Raw genomic sequence first — 16,432 nt, 5'->3', positions numbered from 1 at the left:
GGGCGGAGCTTATCCGATTGCGCCGGGATGTTCCATCCTAGTGATCGGAACCACGGTGCCCAGATCCACATGGAAGCGTTCGGCGCGATCCCCCAGCGGCTCGAAGACGGCATCATCGGTGCCCGTCACCCAGGCCTGACAGCCGAGCCGGTCCAGAAGATCGAACAGGGCCAGACGGCGGCTTTCATCAAGATGGGCTGCGACCTCGTCCAGAAGCACAAGCGGTGTGCGCCCGCATCTCTCGGCAACCAGATGCGCATGTGCCAATACGATCCCCAACAACAGCGCCTTCTGCTCACCGGTCGAACATTTGGCTGCGGGCATATCCTTGGGGCCGTGACGAACGATCAGGTCGGAGCGATGCGGCCCTTCAAGCGTGCGGCCTGCGCCGCGATCCCGGTTGCGCATCTGCGCCAGGATGCCGCGATAATGCTCTTCGCTCTCGATCGCCGGGCGCGAAAAAGCCTCGGCTTCCAGAATGCCTTCAAGCCCCACCAGAGCATTGGGAAAGGCCGATGACCCTTCGTTTGCATGCAGCAAATCAAGAGATCGGTTCAGGAGCGAAACCAATTCGGCCCTTGCGGTCGCGATGGCTGAGCCATATTCGGCCATCTGGGCCTCAATGCCATCAAGCCAAACCGTCTCGTGCGGGGCCTCTTCGAGCAGCCGATTGCGCTGGCGCATCGCTTTCTCGAACGCATTGACGCGGCTGCCATGGGTCTTGTCGATGGCCAGCACCATCCGGTCGAGCCACTTACGCCGCTCGGACGCTGCGCCCGTAAAATGGCTGTCCATCTGAGGGGTGAGCCAGATCACCGAAACATGGTCGCCAAGGCCTTCCGCCGATTTGCTCGGAGCGCCATTGATCCGGATGCGCCGTTGCATGGAGCCATCCGGGCTCGGTTGCAGGCCGGTTCCCAGTTTTGTCGGGCCAAAGGGCGTATCGATGGCAACGGAGACCGCCCAGCTGCCTGACGCCCCCTCGCGGGCGATGTCCGGATAGGCGACACGCCGGAGCCCGCGGCCCGGTGACAGAAAGGAAATGGCCTCAAGCAAATTGGTCTTGCCCGATCCGTTGGCTCCGGTCAGGACGACATGCCGACCAGTAAGGGCCAGCGACAGGGTGGGATAGTTGCGATAGTCGGTCAGGCTGACAGATCGAACCGAAACCCTGTCGACAGGCGCATCGTCCTGCGTCAGAAAGGCGGCGGCTGAAGGCGTATCTGTCATGCGTGCGAACCAGTCCCTGTCTGTTGCCTGCCTTGTGCGGCTTTGAGTCAAAAAGGGCATTTCCGAAGAAATGCCCATGGAAACGCTCCATCTGATCGTGATGTCGTCGGAGCGGATCCGATCACACGCGCATCGGCATCAGCACATAGAGCGTGTCATTGTCACCATAGTCCTGAATGAGGGTCGGCGAGCCGGAATCAGCCAGTCGGAATTGCGCGCTGTCGCTTTCCAGCTGGTTGGTGATGTCCAGCAGGTAACGGGCATTGAAGCCGATTTCCATCGGTTCGGAATCATACTCCACTGCCAGCTCGTCGGTTGCCGTGCCCGAATCGGGGTTGGAAACAGAGAGCACCAGACGGCCAGACTCGACACTCAGCTTGACCGCGCGGCCCCGTTCGTTGGACACGGTCGCCACACGATCAACCGCTTGGGCAAACAGGGCATTCTCGACCTTCATGGCCTTGTCGTTGCCTTTTGGGATGACCTTTTCATAGTCCGGGAAGGTGCCGTCGATCAGTTTGGACGTCAGCACGACCGGCCCGATCGTCAGGCGGATTTTGGATTCGGATAGCTCGACCGCAATGTTTGCTTCGGGGTCTTCAATCAGCTTCTGGACTTCCGAAACGGTCTTGCGCGGCACGATCACGCCGGGCATGCCAGCAGCCCCTGCCGGAGCGGGCAATTGAGCTTGTGCCAGACGGTGACCGTCCGTGGCCACAGCGCGCAACAGCTGGGTGCCGTCGACCTCAATGCTGTGCACATAGATGCCGTTGAGATAATAGCGCGTTTCCTCTGTCGAGATCGCGAACTGCGTGTGATCGATGAGTCGCTTGAGATCAAGCGCCTTGATCGTGAAGGTGTGGCTGAACTCTCCGGCCGTGATGTCGGGGAAGTCCGTTACCGGCAGGATCTGCAAGGTGAAATGCGACCGACCGGCGCTGATGGCAAGGGACGTCTGATCTTCGTTCGTCTCAAGAGTCACTTCCGAGCCGTCGGGCAATTTGCGAACGATGTCATAGAGCATGTGAGCCGGGACGGTGGTTGCGCCCCCTACTTCAACCATGGCCGGCGCTGTTTCCAGCACTTCCAGATCGAGGTCGGTTGCCTTGAAGACCAGATCTCCCCCTTCGGCTCTGAGGAGCACGTTGGAGAGGATCGGAATGGTATTCCGTCTCTCTACCACCCGATGGACATGGTTCAGCGACTTCAAAAGGGTTGCCCGCTCGAGAGTGACTTTCATATCCCTAAATTCCCTACTTCATTACAATCAATACGCGTTCCCGAACCAGATACCGGCAAGTGCGGGGACGCAACTTTGAACCGAATGGCCGGATATGGCAAGGGGATCGGCTCAATTACTGAGCCGATCCCCTCAAATTTCTCGCACTTATCAGCGCTATTTTTCGGTGCAGTCTCAAGGGATGCCTGAGGGCTGCTGCTGATGTGCCGATTTGCTACTCGGCGATGTTCCGCTTCAGCATCTCGATTTCCTGCTGCAGGGTATTGTCAGATCCTGCGAGCTCCTCGATCTTGCGCACGGCATGCAGAACCGTCGTGTGGTCGCGACCGCCAAACCGCCGACCGATTTCCGGCAGGGAGCGTGGCGTCAGCATCTTGGACAGATACATCGCGATCTGGCGCGGACGCACGATCGTGCGGGTCCGGCGAGAAGACAACAGGTCAGAGCGTGACACATTGTAATGCTTGGAAACAACGCGCTGGATATCCTCGATACGGATGCGGCGCGGCTCTTTCGAGCGGATCAGATCCTTCAGTGCCTGCTCGGCCATCTCCACCGAAATCGGAGCGCCGGTCAGTTGATTGTGTGCCATCAGGCGGTTGAAAGCACCATCAAGATCCCGTCCATTCGAGCGGATGATGCCGGCCACATGGTCAAGCACCAGCTCGGGAATGGCCAGATTCGGATCCCGGCGCGACGCCTGCTGGGCACGATCCGTGAGGATCGAGCGCCGCAGTTCCTTCTCAAGGGGCTGCAATTCGCTGACCAGACCACCGGCCAGACGCGAACGGACGCGTTCATCGAGGCTTTCCAGCTCGACCGGCGGGCGATCAGCCGCAACCACCACCTGACGGGCGCCGTCGATGAGGCTGTTGAGCGTGTGGCAGAATTCCTGCTGGATCGACTTGCCCTGCAGGAACTGCAGATCGTCGATCAGGAGAATATCGATGTCGCGCAATGTGTCCTTGAAGTCGAGAGCCGACTGGCTCTTGAGCGCCTGAACGAACGAATACATGAAGCGTTCAGCCGTCAGATAAAGCACCTTGGCCGACGGATTGGACTTTTTGGCTTCCCAAGCGATGGCCTGCAAAAGGTGTGTCTTGCCCAGACCGACAGACGCATGGATGAACAGCGGGTTAAAAGAAACCGGCTGGCCTGGCTGAGCCATGGCGACCTGTTTTGCTGCCGCATGTGCGAGGGTGTTGGACTGGCCCACAACGAAGGTTTCGAAGGTCAGACGCGGATCGAGCGGCGAGCCGCCCATATGATCATGATCGGAACTCATGGAGCTGCTGGCCTGCTGACGGGCAAAAGCACTTGAATGCTCGCCACCGTCCAGAGCCGGAGCCTGAGTTTTGGCCTGCGCAGGCTTGGGACGAACGGCGCCGCGCACGAACAAATCGATTCGGCGCACCTGCTCGCATTCCTCGCGCCAGAGCGACATCAGCAGTTCGCCATAATGAGACTGGATCCAGGATTTCAGAAACCGGGTCGAAACCGACAGGATAACCAGTCCGTTCTGTTCGTCTTCCAATTCAACGCTTGCGAACCAGCTTGAAAAGACATCTTCTCCGAGCTCTGCCTGCAACCGCTGTCTAACACGATCCCATTCTTCTTTGCCCACTTTCACCGAAGGCTCCTCTTGTCGGGAGGCAGCCTTAGGAAAAGCTTGATGAGCAGCCGCACCCATCTCCATATCAACATTTTCCTTTGTGGCCGTCTGCTGTGTTTTCATTTTTATTTACTAGCCCAATAGCCGCCAAAAAACAGCGGTTTTCCTTGACAAGCCGCAATCTCGGCGAAATTTTCCGCTCTCTCGATCACGACCAGGTTGCGTCTTTAAACGAAATTGTCGAAAGCGACAATTCGTATTCTTCAGAACTGCCGCCACGGAAGCCCTGCATGCTTCCAGCCGTTCTGCTGTCCCCGATGCAAGTTGACGTCCAAATCCCCCTCGAAGCCGGACGCAATATTGTAGCAGGGTCCCTGCCACCGCTCTGTCATCTCAATTGCCGCATTTTTCGATCGAACGCCTGACCGGCAAAGAAACAACAGGGCTGAATTCTGTTCTACACTTCGTTTGTGCAGTTCTGCCATGAGCTGATCGGCGAAATTCGCATTCACCTGCATTTGAGGATAGGAAATCCACTCGATCAGAAGCACGTCCCTTGCCGCATCCTCAAGCACAGGCACGCCGACATAGGACCATTCCGCATGGGTTCGCACATCAATGAGGACCGCGTTCGGGTCTTGGCACAACAGATCCCAGGCTTTGCTTACCTCAAGATCGCCAGCATACGATTCCGCATTCCGCAAAGACACACACTCCTTAGAGAATGATCCGCAAGGACCATCCTTTCAAAACTGAACACATGTTGCATTTGGGCAGAAATCACTCCTTCACCGCACAGGCGAAGAAGTCACATGAAACGCCAGCTCTTTCGACTTGCTGCCCACAAGTCCGCCCAGCAAAGAAACTCGCACTGGGCAGTGTTTCGAAAGGCCTTCGGGACTGGCTGCAACCGCTTTTCAAATGAGTATTCAGGACTTCATTTGTTGTGTTCTTTGCAAGCGCTTCCCGCGTGGCGCATCTGACCATACACAGCCTGAGATGGCCGTGCAAGCAGCCGACAAGCAGATTCTGCAGGGCTTCAAAGGGCAAGCAAATAAGCCAAAAATTTCACATTTGCTCTTGACCAAGCTATCCCGTTGCGACTCTTCAGATTCTGTCAGAAAACTGTCAAGTTAGCTCACAAAATGTCGGTTAAATTTTTTTTCGTCACGTTCCATATTGACCATCGCAGAATCGCATGCATCGGGGCACAACAAGCGCGGTCCTTTTTAACCTCTTGATATAAGGGGCAAAATTTAGAATCGATCAAAAGGAGAACATACCGGTTTCTGCTAAGCGATTCCCGGAAAAAGTGTGACAAAAACACGACACTCGGCAGAGGCAAGGCTCGCACGGTCGGAAAAAAAGCCCGGTCAAGCCGGGCCTTTTTCGACATGTCTGATCTTAGGCTGCGATTGCTTTCACGCGCTTGGACAGACGGGAGATTTTACGAGAAGCGGTGTTCTTGTGATAGACGCCCTTGGAGACGGCACGCATCATTTCGGACTGAGCCTTGCGAAGGGCTTCAGACGCTGCTGCCTGGTCTGCTGCTACAATCGCTTCTTCAACGACACGCAGAAGGCCGCGTACGCGGGTGCGGCGTGCTTTGTTGACAGCGGTTTTGCGCTCGATTGTACGGGTCGCCTTCTTGGCGGATACAGTATTGGCCATGGAGCCTGTTCCTTATTCACTCTTGCGCAGGCCATCATCGGCCCGCTTACGCCGCTACATCACATCAGCCCTCAAAGCTGTACAGGCCGGAAGGACGAGCAGCAATCCTGACAAAACGGGGTTGCGTTTTGCTTTTCTCGAAATACGGCGGTGTGATCAAACACTCTGAGTTCCGAACAAGACGGACCCGCCGATAGCAAAAGGCGGCATACAGATTGCCGCCCAATGGCTCGCGCTTATAGTCAAACTTTCACCGGGCGTCAACATGAAATGACTCCTGAAAGGCCCGAAACGGGCGCATTCAAGCGGTGTTGGTGCGACTATTTGTTCTGGAATTGAGCCTTGCGCTTGTCGACAAACGCGGCCATGCCTTCCTTCTGATCCTCGGTGGCAAACATCGAATGGAACAGCCGGCGCTCGAAGCGAAGGCCCTCAGCAAGGGTCGTCTCGTAGGCGCGATTGACGCTCTCCTTGGCCATCATGACGATTGGCAGAGAGAAATCGGCGATTTTCTTGGCGGTTTTCATCGCCTCTTCCACCAGATCATCAGCCGGTACGATCCGCGAGACAAGTCCGCAGCGTTCCGCTTCCTCGGCATCCATCATCCGTCCGGTCAGGCACATTTCCATGGCCTTGGACTTGCCGACAAAGCGGGTTAGCCGCTGCGAGCCACCAGCGCCGGGCATGACTCCGAGGGTAATTTCGGGCTGGCCGAACTTGGCTGTCTCTGCCGCCAGAATGAAATCGCACATCATGGCAAGTTCGCACCCACCACCCAATGCATAGCCGGCAACGGCTGCGATCACCGGCTTGCGGCATTTGGAAACGCGGTCCCATGGCGTGATGAAATCCTCAAGATAGGCTTCCATATAGTTCTTTGAGGCCATCTCCTTAATGTCGGCTCCGGCCGCGAAGGCCTTTTCCGAACCCGTGATTACAATCGCGCCAATCTTGTCGTCTGCTTCGAACTCGTCCAGAGCCTTGGAGACTTCGGCAATGAGTTCGGATGACAGGGCATTGAGCGCCTTGGGGCGATTCAGTCTGATCAAGCCAACGCCGTCATGACTTTCTACATTGATCGTTTCATAAGCCATCAAGTCCTCCTGGTGGCAGAACAGGGCAACAGGCCCTGTTTATTGAGGTCCCACGAACCTATGCCGCACTGCAAGAGACGGCAACCCGTAAAGGTGCGGAGTTCTGGATAGATCAGTCCGATTTTTCTCCTCACCAACCGCGTTGGCCAAAAATGAGGCCCCCGTTATGGCGCGGCATGATTAAAAAATTGCTCTGAAATATCTCGAAGAAACGGCTGGTCTTGATTATACGAATAACATTTTAAAAACAAATAGATAAATGAATTCCGCCAAGAGTTTGGAGTGCGTGGCTGGGGCGCTGGAAATGGAGAGGATGAGAAAAAAAACGGAACTCTTTTGCTAACCTGCCCATTGTCTAGGCAACTGAGACGCACGGTTGAAAGCCTGTGTTCAGGATAACTCAAGTCTTCAATCTAGAGAGGAGAGAGACCAATGAAACGCATTCTTGCAACCACCGCTATGGGCCTCATGCTCACCACCGCTGCCATGGCCGAAACCCCGATGGGCAGCTTCAATACGATCAACACCGTCGCCGAGAGTGACATCTTTGCATCCAACTTTATCGGCATGCGCATCTATTCTGCTCAGGATCAATATGACAGCTTCGATGAAAGCAGCACTGTTGCGGCAGGTGCCGAGACGGATTGGGACGATCTGGGTGAAGTCAATGACATTGTTCTCGACCGCAATGGCAGCGTGAAAGCAGTCGTGCTGGGCGTTGGCGGGTTCCTCGGCATTGGCGAGAAAGACGTCGCTGTCGATATGAACAGCATCAAGATGGTCAATGAAACGGATGATCCGGGCACCTTCTTCCTTGTTGTCAAAACCGACAAGGCGACCCTTGAAAATGCTCCAGAGTTCGAACGCCCAATGAATGACGTATCTGCGATGGGTGTGAGCGGCGCCGACATCGAGAAAACCATGCAGAATGGCAAGGAAACCGCCGAGAACAGTTACGAATCCATGAAGGATGACGTAAAGAGCGGTTACGAATCGGCCAAAGACAAGGTCTCCAAGACCATGGATGAAACGCAGGAGGGTCTGAACTCCGCGCTCAATCAAACCGGTGAGACCATGAAGAAGTCCTATGACGAGACTCGTAGCTTCTTTGTCGCACCCGAAGTTGAATTTGAAGGCTATGAAGTGGCCAGCAGCGATCAGATGACCGCTGATGATCTGACCGGCGCCCGCCTTTACAGCGCCAACGACGAAGATATCGGCGAAGTTGACCAACTGGTTCTGAACAAGAACGGCTCCATTGACAAAGCTGTTCTGGATGTCGGCGGCTTTCTGGGCGTCAACGAACACCGCATTGCGGTAAACATGGACGAACTGAGCGTTCTGCGCTCTTCGGAAAGTGGCATGGTACGGGTGTATATCAATGCTACCCAGGAGGAACTGGAAGCGCAGCCTGAGTACCAGCCTCAAATGTAATCGGATCCGTCCGATGGCTTACGCTGTCTCAGTTGGCAGTGTATGGCCGGATCGGTCATCCTAGATCAAGGTCGATCTGACAAAGACGCCCCGTTCGTATGCCGGACGGGGCGTCTTTTGTTTGGAAGACCCAACTTGATGCCAGATAAAGTGATGGTTTGGAGGAGAGCCGGAACAAAGCGCCTTTGTTCGCGTTGACTGAAGAGCGAGCTGTCCAGTTGGGATCCGTTTCAAATGAAAGGCTCGATGGAATTCATGACCAGGTCAAATGAAAGGCCCGGTCAAATCAAAAGGAAAGGGAAGCCATGATGAGATTGCCCAAGGAAACCACCGTCGTCGTCGCAACCGGCGAAAGTGCCAAATTCTTTGATGCCAACAGCAAGGTGGGCGAGGTCTCGCTGCGTTTCGACCACGATCTCACCCCCGGAGATCTGGCTGATCAGGGCCCGTCGGGAAAAATCCCTCCCGATATGGACGGCAAGGAATCCATGGAGGCGACCTTTTCGAAAATTCTGGCGTCTGACCTCTTTTCAAAGGTGCATGCAGGCAAGATCGAAAATCTGGTCCTGATTGCGGACCCTGAGACATTGGGTGAAATGCGCCCGTTGCTTCACAAAGAAGTGACCGATGCAATTGTTCTTGAATTGGACAAGACCCTGACCAATTCCCCCGTCAAGGACATCGAAAAGGCGATCAGCGCTGCCCTAGATGTTTGATCCCATGCTTTGATGGTGCACCTTTCTCATTTGAATGGAGGGAAGCACTATGGGCCAAGTTCTACACGGCAGCGCCACGACGACAGAGGCAGTCCGTCGAGCAATACAAAATAGTCAAGAGAGCCTGAGAGTGCTTTCCAAGCGATACGGCATCAATCAGAAAACGGTCGTCAAGTGGAAGACGCGCACCTCACAAGCGGACTTAAGAACCGGACCGAAGGAGCCACGTTCGACTGTGCTTTCGCGGCAAGAAGAAGCGACCATTGTCGCCTTCCGCAGGCATACCTTGTTGCCTCTCGACGACTGCCTTTATGCACTCCAGCCGACAATCCCGCATCTGACGCGCTCTTCACTGCACAGATGCCTGCAACGACACGGAGTTTCGCGACTACCGAGTGTCGAAGGCGACAAGCAGCCAAAGAAGCGTTTCAAGAGCTATCCGATCGGCTATTTCCATATCGATATTGCCCAGGTACAGACAGCTGAAGGCAAGCTCTATCTCTTTGTGGCTATTGACCGGACTTCCAAGTATGCCTTCGTTGAACTCTATACCAAGGCAGGAAAGATGAATGCTGCACAGTTCCTGCGCAATCTGGTCGCCACTGTGCCCTATACCATCCATACTGTTCTGACCGACAATGGCATCCAGTTCACCAATCGGTCTCGCGATCTCCATGAGTTCCAGCACATCTTTGACCGGGTCTGCACTGGAAACGGCATTGAACACCGCCTGACAAAAGTGAAGCACCCATGGACCAACGGTCAGGTCGAGAGGATGAACCGGACTATTAAGGATGCCACCGTCAAACGGTTCCATTACGACGATCACGAGCAACTCCAGAAGCATCTGGCTGTTTTCATAGATGCCTACAACTTCGCTAGACGATTGAAGACGCTAAGGGGCCTGACCCCATACGAATTTATCTGCAAAAAGTGGACAGAGGATCCGGAAAGATTCAAAATGAATCCGATCCATCAAATCCCGGGACCGAACACCTAGACTAGACCAGCACAACCGGCGAGCGGAGAAGCGCTCGCCGGAATTCAGCTTTAACGTTCCTGCACATAATGCCAGTGATAGGATGCTTAGGTTTGGGGCTTGCGGCCGATGGCATCAAGCACGTCATTGAGGAAGCTGCCCAGACTGTCCGTCACATAATCAACATGCGGCGATTCCTGCCCTTGCGCTTCCCAACTGTCGTGGAAGACCTCGCGGGTCTTGGACGGCACGATCAGCACCGTTTTCATGCCCATATCGAACGGCACGGCAAGATTGCGCGCCAGATCCTCGAACATTGCCGCCCGGTCAGGGTTGAGGCCCGTCTGCTTGAGCAGTCTTTCATAGGGCGCACGGTTGGGCTTGGGTTCAAGATCAGCCCAGACAATGTCGAATATATCCTCGAAATAATCCGTGATGCCGAGACGCTCGGCAACCTTGACGGCGTGTTCGCGCGTGCCGTTGGTATAGATATAGCGTTTGCCCGGAAGGGCGCTGATGGCCTGCGCCAATTCCACATCGGCAGTCACATGACTGTGGTCGATGTCATGCACATATTCGAGAAATTCGTCGGGCTTGATGTCATGCTCGATCATCAGACCGCGCAGGGTGGTGCCATGGTCCTTGTAGTAGCTCTTGCGCAGCACGGTGGCTTCATCCTCTGTAATGTCCAGAAGGCGCGAGACATAGGCACTCATCTTCACTTCCATCTGCTTGAACAGATCGACATGACGCGGATAGAGTGTGTTGTCGAGATCGAAAATCCAGCTGTCGACCTCGGTAAATTCCAGCAGTGACTTGTTGCCATAGGGCAATTGGTTGAGCATTCTGGCGTCCAAACTCATCTCGGTTATGCGTTGGTTTCCCACCACGAGACCCCTTTCGAAGGGGAAAAAGAAACGGGACAATCTCACAAAACTATGAACAAAGCATGTCTTGGAGCAATTTCGTGGAACCGGCAACGGCAAGCCTTGTCATAGGCAGCTTTGCCTCTTGCCAACATCCCTCAATCCGTACCATAGATAGAGGGACTGTAACAATTATCTATAGTTAGGCGTGCGCGGGACGCCTTGCAAGCAGGGCATGAGAGCCAAGGCTGAAAGCATGGACGACGAACGGCAGAAGGACAAGCAGCAAGACGGTTTGATCGCTGCCGATCTCAAACTCGATTCCGTCCCGTTCGCTCAACCGCCCGCGCTGGGGCTGTCGTCGAAGCTCTTGCTGCTGACCATCCTGTTTGTCATGATCAGCGAGATTCTGATCTTCGTACCCTCGATTTCCAAATTTCGGGTGGACTGGCTGACGCGCAAGCTGGAGCTGGCAGAAGTGGCAGCGCTCATCTACACCAGATCCTCCTCCGACCTGATGGATGCTGAACTTGAGAGCGAGTTGCTTGAGCGCCTCGATGTGCAGACCCTTGCCTTGCGGACCGAAGGACAGCGTCGCTTGCTGGCAATGGTCGACATGCCCGGCCAGATCGAACGCGATGATGACATACGCGCCATGACACCCGGTGAATCCATCCTTGCCGCCTTCGATACGCTGATGTTCGGCGAGGGGCGCACAATCCGCGTCACCGATCAAACCCGCGAGAACGGCGGCATTATAGAGCTGGTGTTTGACGAGACCCCCTTGCGGCAAGCGATGCTCTCCTTCTCGGTCAATATTCTTTTGCTCTCGCTGGTGATTTCCGTCATCACCGCAGGCCTTGTCTATCTCTCCCTTCGAGCCTTGCTCGTTCGCCCCATCGTTCGCCTGATGCGCAACATGGCCAATTTCACCTCGAACCCTGAGGATGCCAATGCCGTCATGCAGCCCTCAGGCCGCAAGGACGAGATCGGCATGACCGAGGCGCAGCTGTCGAACATGGAAATGATCCTCGCCAAGACTTTGCAAAAACAGAGACGGCTTGCCGATCTGGGGCTTGCTGTTTCCAAGATCAATCACGACTTGCGCAACATTCTCGCCTCGGCACAGCTGTTCTCCGATCGCCTGTCCATGCTGGAAGATCCCACCGTTCAGCGCGTTGTGCCCAAGATCATGGGAGCGCTGGATCGGGCTGTCGACTATTCCAGTGCCGTCATGTCCTATGGCAAGGCTCAGGAAGCACCACCGGAAAAGCGGTTGCTGACCTTGCATCAGGTCTGCGACGAGGTCGCCGATTTTCTCGATCTGAATGAGAATTGCCGGGTCGAATATCTCAACCACGTGCCAGAGACCTTTGAGGTTTATGCCGATCCGGGCCAACTCTTTCGCGTCTTGATGAACCTCTGCCGCAATGCCGTGCAGGTGATGCAGAATGATGTCGAGGGAGCGGTTGTCTGCCGTCTGGAGCTCAGCGCTCGCAAGGCTGGCAACGAAGCCGTGATCGAAGTGAGCGACACCGGGCCGGGCGTGCCGGAGATCGCGCGGGAAACGCTGTTCAAGCCTTTTCAGGGATCGGTGCGAAAGGGAGGAACCGGCCTTGGCCTTGCCATCTCCGCCGAGATCGTTCGTGCCCATGGCGGCACCATTCGGCTTCTTGATCGCAGTCCCGGTGCCCATTTCGAGATCCGACTGCCTGAAGGTACGAAACCCGGCCTTACCACGGGCAAGGGGGCCGGAACGGATCGCCTCAGAACGCCGGACACCGAAACATCATGACGCGCGCAGAGTTCGACGCCTATTGCGGGGCCATGACAGGCACGACCAATGTCATTCAATGGGGCAATGCCTCTGTCTGGAAGATCGGAGGCAAGATTTTTGCGATCTGTTCGAACTGGGGCTCCAAGGCAGAAACTGGTCACGATGACGATGGCCCGCGCTTCAGCTTCAAATGCTCTGATCTGGCGTTTGAACTTCTGCCCGATCAGGAGGGCATCGTGCCCGCACCCTATCTGGCCCGTGCCAAATGGGTCCAGCTTCAGACACCCGATGCCATGAGTGATGAAGATCTGAAACTCCATCTCGACAAGGCTTACGAGATCATCGCGCGTAAATTGACAGCAAAGCACCGCAAGGAGCTGCGGCTGGATTTCTAGCGGACACCGCCAATCATCGCCGTTCAATGCCGGACAGTGATCCGGCCAGAATGGATCCGGATCACTAAGGTTCGTCATGCCGCATCGTGTTGTGCGGTATGGATCAGACGATCAGATGGCCTTTTTGGAGAAATACCAGTCCACGGTCTCATAGCCTTCCGAGGCGCGCTGTTCTGCTGCTTCGGCTGTTGCGGGCGGCGGAACGATGACCTTATCACCGGGCTGCCAGGCCTCGGGCATGGCGCAGGAATGGGTATCCGCCGTTTGCAACGCTGTGACCAGCCGGAGGAACTCGGCAATTGACCGACCACAGGTCTGCGGATAGTAAACCATCGCCCGCAGGATGCCCTTGGGATCTATGATGAAGGTCGCGCGCACAGCAGACGTATCCGAAGCGCCCGGCTGGATCATGCCGTAGGCGTTGGCCACCTCCATCGACAGGTCGGCAATGATCGGGAACTTGATGTCGACACCGAAATTCTCCTTGATCGAGCGGATCCACGCAATGTGTGCGTAATGGCTGTCGATGGAAAGGCCGAGCAATTCGGTGTTTAGCGCGGCAAATTCGTCTTGAAGCTTGGCGAAGGCCATGAATTCGGTGGTGCAAACCGGGGTGAAATCCGCCGGATGCGAGAACAGGATCAGCCACTTGCCTTCATAATCGGATAGGCTTTTCTGGCCTGCAGTGGTCGGGGCATTGAAGTCCGGTGCTCTTTCGTTCAGGCGCGGAAAAGCGGGGTTGTTGAGGGTTGGCGCGTCGGTCATGTCAAAACTCCTTGGGTCAAACTGGGTCAAACTGCTTCATTATGGCAAAGCGTCTCTTGCATTGACCTGACCATACCTGTGCGGTATTTATTAGTGAAACGAGTTATTTCTTAAATAATAATCGGAAAATTCGATTGATGATGCCAACCCTGCGCCAACTGACCTTCCTTGTGGCACTCTGTGAGGAATTGCATTTTAGCAACGCCGCCAAACGCTGCCATGTCACCCAGTCAACCCTAAGCGCGGGTCTGAAAGATCTGGAAGCCATTCTGGGGGTGTGCCTTGCTGAGCGCACAAAGCGCAGCGTCATCATGACCCCGATTGGCAAGCAAATAGCGGAAAAGGCCCGCGCACTTCTCACCGAAGCCGAGGATCTCGTGCAAATGGCCTCCGAAGCCTCCGGGCCATTGTCCGGCGATCTTCATCTTGGTGCCATTCCCACCGTCGGGCCGTTCCTCCTGCCACGCTTGAGGCCAATCATCAAGAAGGCCTATCCCGATTTGCGGCTGTTTCTGAGAGAAGAACTGACCGAAGCGCTGCTCGAGGGAGTGCGTGGCGGACGGCTCGACGCGGCGCTCATCGCGCTGCCTCACGCGACTGGCGATCTGGTCACCCATGAGCTGTTCGAGGATGGCTACCATCTGGTGGTGCCTCTTGATCATGCGCTGGCCTGCAAGAGCAAGGTCGATGTGAACGGTCTGAGGGATCAGCAGTTCATGTTGCTGGAAAAGGGCCACTGCCTTCAGCAGCATGCCTTATCCGCTTATCCGGGCTTGATTAACAGAAACGAGGAATTCGATGCCACCAGTCTGCCGACCCTGATGGCCATGGTCGAAGAAGGGCTTGGGACGACCCTCATACCCGATCTTGCCATCGATGCCGGACTGACTCGGGGCCATCAGGTACACAGGATTGCTCTGCCTGATGCTTTGCCGCGCAAGATCGCCCTCGTCTGGCGCCGGTCTTCTTCACGCAAGGCGGAGGCCCTTCTGCTCGCCGATCTGCTTCGCACCGCCCGCCAAAGTCTGCGGGCAAGGGAGCGTGTCGAAGACGCACATTCCCGCTCTTGACGGGATCAAACCGTTCTGCAAATATTCTCTTCGTAAACCTTTCGGCGCTGAGCGCGGCAATCGGTTCGCTTCCCTTTTGAGGAGAGGATCGAGAGCAACCGCGGCGCACAGCCCGGAATGTCTATTTCTTGAGATATCTCATGAGAACCACCCGGGCTGATGATCAGACCGGAGTGACTTATGAAGACCATCATCGAACCCTTCCGCATCAAATCCGTCGAGCCCATCCGCATGACCACGCGCGCCGAGCGTGAGGCCAAGCTCAAGGCCGCAAACTACAATCTGTTTGCGCTGAAATCGCAGGACGTAATCATCGACCTTCTGACCGATTCGGGCACCGGCGCCATGAGTGCGGAACAATGGGCCGCCGTCATGCGCGGCGACGAAAGCTATGCCGGCTCGCCATCCTATGATCGCTTTAGGGAAGGGGTGCAGGCCCTGATGCCCTTCAAGCACATCATCCCAACCCATCAGGGGCGCGCAGCCGAAGCCATCCTGATGTCGATCTTTGGCGGCAAGGGCAAGCATATCCCGTCGAATACGCATTTCGACACCACCCGCGGTAACATCGAGGCGAGCGGCGCCGAAGCCTCCGATCTGGTGATTGCCGAGGGCAAGGATTCGACCTCGCTCCACCCTTTCAAGGGCAACATGGATCTCGAAAAACTCGAATCCTATCTGGAGACCCACGGCGACAGCGTTCCCATCGTGATGATTACCATCACCAACAACGCAGGTGGTGGCCAGCCGGTCAGCCTTGAAAACCTGAGAGCCGTCTCAGAGTTGGCGAAAAAGCACGGCAAACCCTTTATCATCGATGGCTGCCGCTTTGCCGAAAATGCTTGGTTCATCAAGCAGCGCGAAGAAGGCCAGCAGGCCCGTTCCATCCGCGATATCGTGCGCGATTGCTTCACCATCGCTGACGGCATGACCATGAGTGCCAAGAAGGACGCCTTTGGCAACATTGGTGGCTGGATCGCCTTCAATGACGATTCGGTTGCGGAACAAGCCCGCGTTCGTCTCATCCAGACGGAAGGGTTCCCCACTTATGGCGGTCTTGCCGGACGGGATCTGGAAGCCCTTGCCCAAGGCCTTCAGGAGATCACCGACGAAGATTACCTGCGTTACCGCATCCGGACCAATGAATATATCATCGAGCGGCTTGATGCCCTTGGCATTCCGGTGGTCAAGCCCGCCGGTGGTCATGCGGTCTTTGTCGACGCCAAGCGCTGGCTGCCGCACATCGACCCGCTTCACTTTCCGGCCCATACGGTCGCCTGCCGCCTTTATGAAATCGGCGGTATCCGGTCATGCGAAATCGGCTCGGTTATGTTCGGGCGGCAACCGGATGGAACAGAGAAGCCAGCGGCCATGGAGCTGGTGCGTCTGGCCTTTCCCCGCCGCACCTACACCCAGTCCCACGCGGACTATCTCGTCGAGGTGTTCGAAATGCTGAAGGCAGAGAAGGATAGCCTCAAGGGCTTCAAGATCACCAAAGAGCCCAACCTTATGCGCCACTTCACCTGCGAATTCGCCCCGCTTGCAGGCTGATCACAACAGACGCACCCAAAGCAAAGAGCGCG

The 16,432-nt window shown here is 55.8% G+C and carries 15 protein-coding genes; 7 read left to right on the top strand and 8 right to left on the bottom strand.

The window, feature by feature from the left end:
• Positions 1–9: 9 nt before the first annotated feature.
• The 6 genes from recF to CPH65_RS02605 all read right to left on the bottom strand — a co-directional run bounded on the left by recF (position 10) and on the right by CPH65_RS02605 (position 6,847).
• Positions 10–1,308 carry a DNA replication/repair protein RecF gene (gene recF / locus CPH65_RS02630; RefSeq protein ID WP_244574517.1) on the bottom strand — a complete coding sequence of 433 codons (1,299 nt, stop codon included), beginning with the start codon at positions 1,306–1,308 and terminating at the stop codon, positions 10–12.
• 43 nt (positions 1,309–1,351) lie between these two features.
• Positions 1,352–2,470, bottom strand: a complete 1,119-nt coding sequence (gene dnaN / locus CPH65_RS02625; protein ID WP_096172006.1) for a DNA polymerase III subunit beta — start codon at positions 2,468–2,470, stop codon at positions 1,352–1,354.
• 214 nt (positions 2,471–2,684) lie between these two features.
• Positions 2,685–4,160 carry a chromosomal replication initiator protein DnaA gene (gene dnaA / locus CPH65_RS02620; RefSeq protein WP_096176182.1) on the bottom strand — a complete coding sequence of 492 codons (1,476 nt, stop codon included), beginning with the start codon at positions 4,158–4,160 and terminating at the stop codon, positions 2,685–2,687.
• 185 nt (positions 4,161–4,345) lie between these two features.
• Positions 4,346–4,786, bottom strand: coding sequence for a rhodanese-like domain-containing protein (locus CPH65_RS02615; protein ID WP_371359397.1), 441 nt, complete (start codon positions 4,784–4,786; stop codon positions 4,346–4,348).
• 700 nt (positions 4,787–5,486) lie between these two features.
• Positions 5,487–5,753, bottom strand: a complete 267-nt coding sequence (gene rpsT / locus CPH65_RS02610) for a 30S ribosomal protein S20 (RefSeq protein ID WP_096172004.1) — start codon at positions 5,751–5,753, stop codon at positions 5,487–5,489.
• Between the two features lie 320 nt (positions 5,754–6,073).
• The gene (locus CPH65_RS02605; protein WP_096172003.1) at positions 6,074–6,847 is read right to left on the bottom strand and encodes an enoyl-CoA hydratase; all 774 of its coding nucleotides are present in this window, start codon (positions 6,845–6,847) and stop codon (positions 6,074–6,076) included.
• A gap of 432 nt (positions 6,848–7,279) precedes the next feature.
• Between CPH65_RS02605 and CPH65_RS02600 the strand changes: the two genes are divergently transcribed.
• The 3 genes from CPH65_RS02600 to CPH65_RS02590 all read left to right on the top strand — a co-directional run bounded on the left by CPH65_RS02600 (position 7,280) and on the right by CPH65_RS02590 (position 9,997).
• A complete protein-coding gene (locus CPH65_RS02600) occupies positions 7,280–8,281 on the top strand; it encodes a PRC-barrel domain-containing protein (RefSeq protein ID WP_096172002.1) in 1,002 nt (333 codons plus the stop codon).
• 305 nt (positions 8,282–8,586) lie between these two features.
• Complete coding sequence (locus CPH65_RS02595) at positions 8,587–8,997, top strand: host attachment family protein (RefSeq protein ID WP_096172001.1); 411 nt, start codon at positions 8,587–8,589, stop codon at positions 8,995–8,997.
• Between the two features lie 49 nt (positions 8,998–9,046).
• Complete coding sequence (locus tag CPH65_RS02590; protein WP_096171912.1) at positions 9,047–9,997, top strand: IS481 family transposase; 951 nt, start codon at positions 9,047–9,049, stop codon at positions 9,995–9,997.
• An 86-nt stretch (positions 9,998–10,083) separates the two neighbouring features.
• On the opposite strand, the gene CPH65_RS02585 is transcribed toward CPH65_RS02590, so the two are convergent.
• Positions 10,084–10,821 carry a pyrimidine 5'-nucleotidase gene (locus CPH65_RS02585; protein ID WP_096172000.1) on the bottom strand — a complete coding sequence of 246 codons (738 nt, stop codon included), beginning with the start codon at positions 10,819–10,821 and terminating at the stop codon, positions 10,084–10,086.
• 256 nt (positions 10,822–11,077) lie between these two features.
• On the opposite strand from CPH65_RS02585, the gene CPH65_RS02580 reads away from it, so the two are divergent.
• Both CPH65_RS02580 and CPH65_RS02575 read left to right on the top strand, forming a co-directional pair.
• The gene (locus CPH65_RS02580) at positions 11,078–12,637 is read left to right on the top strand and encodes an ATP-binding protein (RefSeq protein ID WP_096171999.1); all 1,560 of its coding nucleotides are present in this window, start codon (positions 11,078–11,080) and stop codon (positions 12,635–12,637) included.
• Positions 12,634–13,014 carry an MmcQ/YjbR family DNA-binding protein gene (locus CPH65_RS02575; protein ID WP_096171998.1) on the top strand — a complete coding sequence of 127 codons (381 nt, stop codon included), beginning with the start codon at positions 12,634–12,636 and terminating at the stop codon, positions 13,012–13,014. Before CPH65_RS02580 ends, CPH65_RS02575 begins: the two co-directional genes overlap by 4 nt.
• Before the next feature lie 111 nt (positions 13,015–13,125).
• Here CPH65_RS02575 and CPH65_RS02570 read toward each other — a convergent pair whose 3' ends face one another.
• The gene (locus tag CPH65_RS02570; RefSeq protein WP_096171997.1) at positions 13,126–13,779 is read right to left on the bottom strand and encodes a peroxiredoxin; all 654 of its coding nucleotides are present in this window, start codon (positions 13,777–13,779) and stop codon (positions 13,126–13,128) included.
• 140 nt (positions 13,780–13,919) lie between these two features.
• Between CPH65_RS02570 and CPH65_RS02565 the strand changes: the two genes are divergently transcribed.
• Together CPH65_RS02565 and CPH65_RS02560 are read left to right on the top strand one after the other, a co-directional pair.
• Positions 13,920–14,849, top strand: coding sequence for a hydrogen peroxide-inducible genes activator (locus CPH65_RS02565; protein WP_096176181.1), 930 nt, complete (start codon positions 13,920–13,922; stop codon positions 14,847–14,849).
• Between the two features lie 180 nt (positions 14,850–15,029).
• Complete coding sequence (locus CPH65_RS02560; protein ID WP_096171996.1) at positions 15,030–16,400, top strand: tryptophanase; 1,371 nt, start codon at positions 15,030–15,032, stop codon at positions 16,398–16,400.
• The last annotated feature ends 32 nt before the right edge of the window (positions 16,401–16,432 follow it).

The organism is Cohaesibacter sp. ES.047 (assembly GCF_900215505.1).
Lineage (GTDB): Bacteria > Pseudomonadota > Alphaproteobacteria > Rhizobiales > Cohaesibacteraceae > Cohaesibacter.
The sequence above is the reverse complement of the archived record's forward strand: the minus strand, read 5'-3'. Positions and strand labels throughout refer to the sequence as shown.

Coding starts and splice junctions, on each gene's coding strand:
- CPH65_RS02570 (WP_096171997.1), bottom strand. CDS start 13,779: ATGACCGACGCGCCAACCCTCAACAACCCCGCTTTTCCGCGCCTGAAC.
- rpsT (WP_096172004.1), bottom strand. CDS start 5,753: ATGGCCAATACTGTATCCGCCAAGAAGGCGACCCGTACAATCGAGCGC.
- recF (WP_244574517.1), bottom strand. CDS start 1,308: ATGGGCATTTCTTCGGAAATGCCCTTTTTGACTCAAAGCCGCACAAGG.
- CPH65_RS02565 (WP_096176181.1), top strand. CDS start 13,920: ATGCCAACCCTGCGCCAACTGACCTTCCTTGTGGCACTCTGTGAGGAA.
- CPH65_RS02575 (WP_096171998.1), top strand. CDS start 12,634: ATGACGCGCGCAGAGTTCGACGCCTATTGCGGGGCCATGACAGGCACG.
- CPH65_RS02595 (WP_096172001.1), top strand. CDS start 8,587: ATGATGAGATTGCCCAAGGAAACCACCGTCGTCGTCGCAACCGGCGAA.
- dnaA (WP_096176182.1), bottom strand. CDS start 4,160: ATGGGTGCGGCTGCTCATCAAGCTTTTCCTAAGGCTGCCTCCCGACAA.
- CPH65_RS02580 (WP_096171999.1), top strand. CDS start 11,078: ATGAGAGCCAAGGCTGAAAGCATGGACGACGAACGGCAGAAGGACAAG.
- CPH65_RS02560 (WP_096171996.1), top strand. CDS start 15,030: ATGAAGACCATCATCGAACCCTTCCGCATCAAATCCGTCGAGCCCATC.
- CPH65_RS02585 (WP_096172000.1), bottom strand. CDS start 10,821: ATGCTCAACCAATTGCCCTATGGCAACAAGTCACTGCTGGAATTTACC.
- CPH65_RS02605 (WP_096172003.1), bottom strand. CDS start 6,847: ATGGCTTATGAAACGATCAATGTAGAAAGTCATGACGGCGTTGGCTTG.
- CPH65_RS02590 (WP_096171912.1), top strand. CDS start 9,047: ATGGGCCAAGTTCTACACGGCAGCGCCACGACGACAGAGGCAGTCCGT.
- CPH65_RS02600 (WP_096172002.1), top strand. CDS start 7,280: ATGAAACGCATTCTTGCAACCACCGCTATGGGCCTCATGCTCACCACC.
- dnaN (WP_096172006.1), bottom strand. CDS start 2,470: ATGAAAGTCACTCTCGAGCGGGCAACCCTTTTGAAGTCGCTGAACCAT.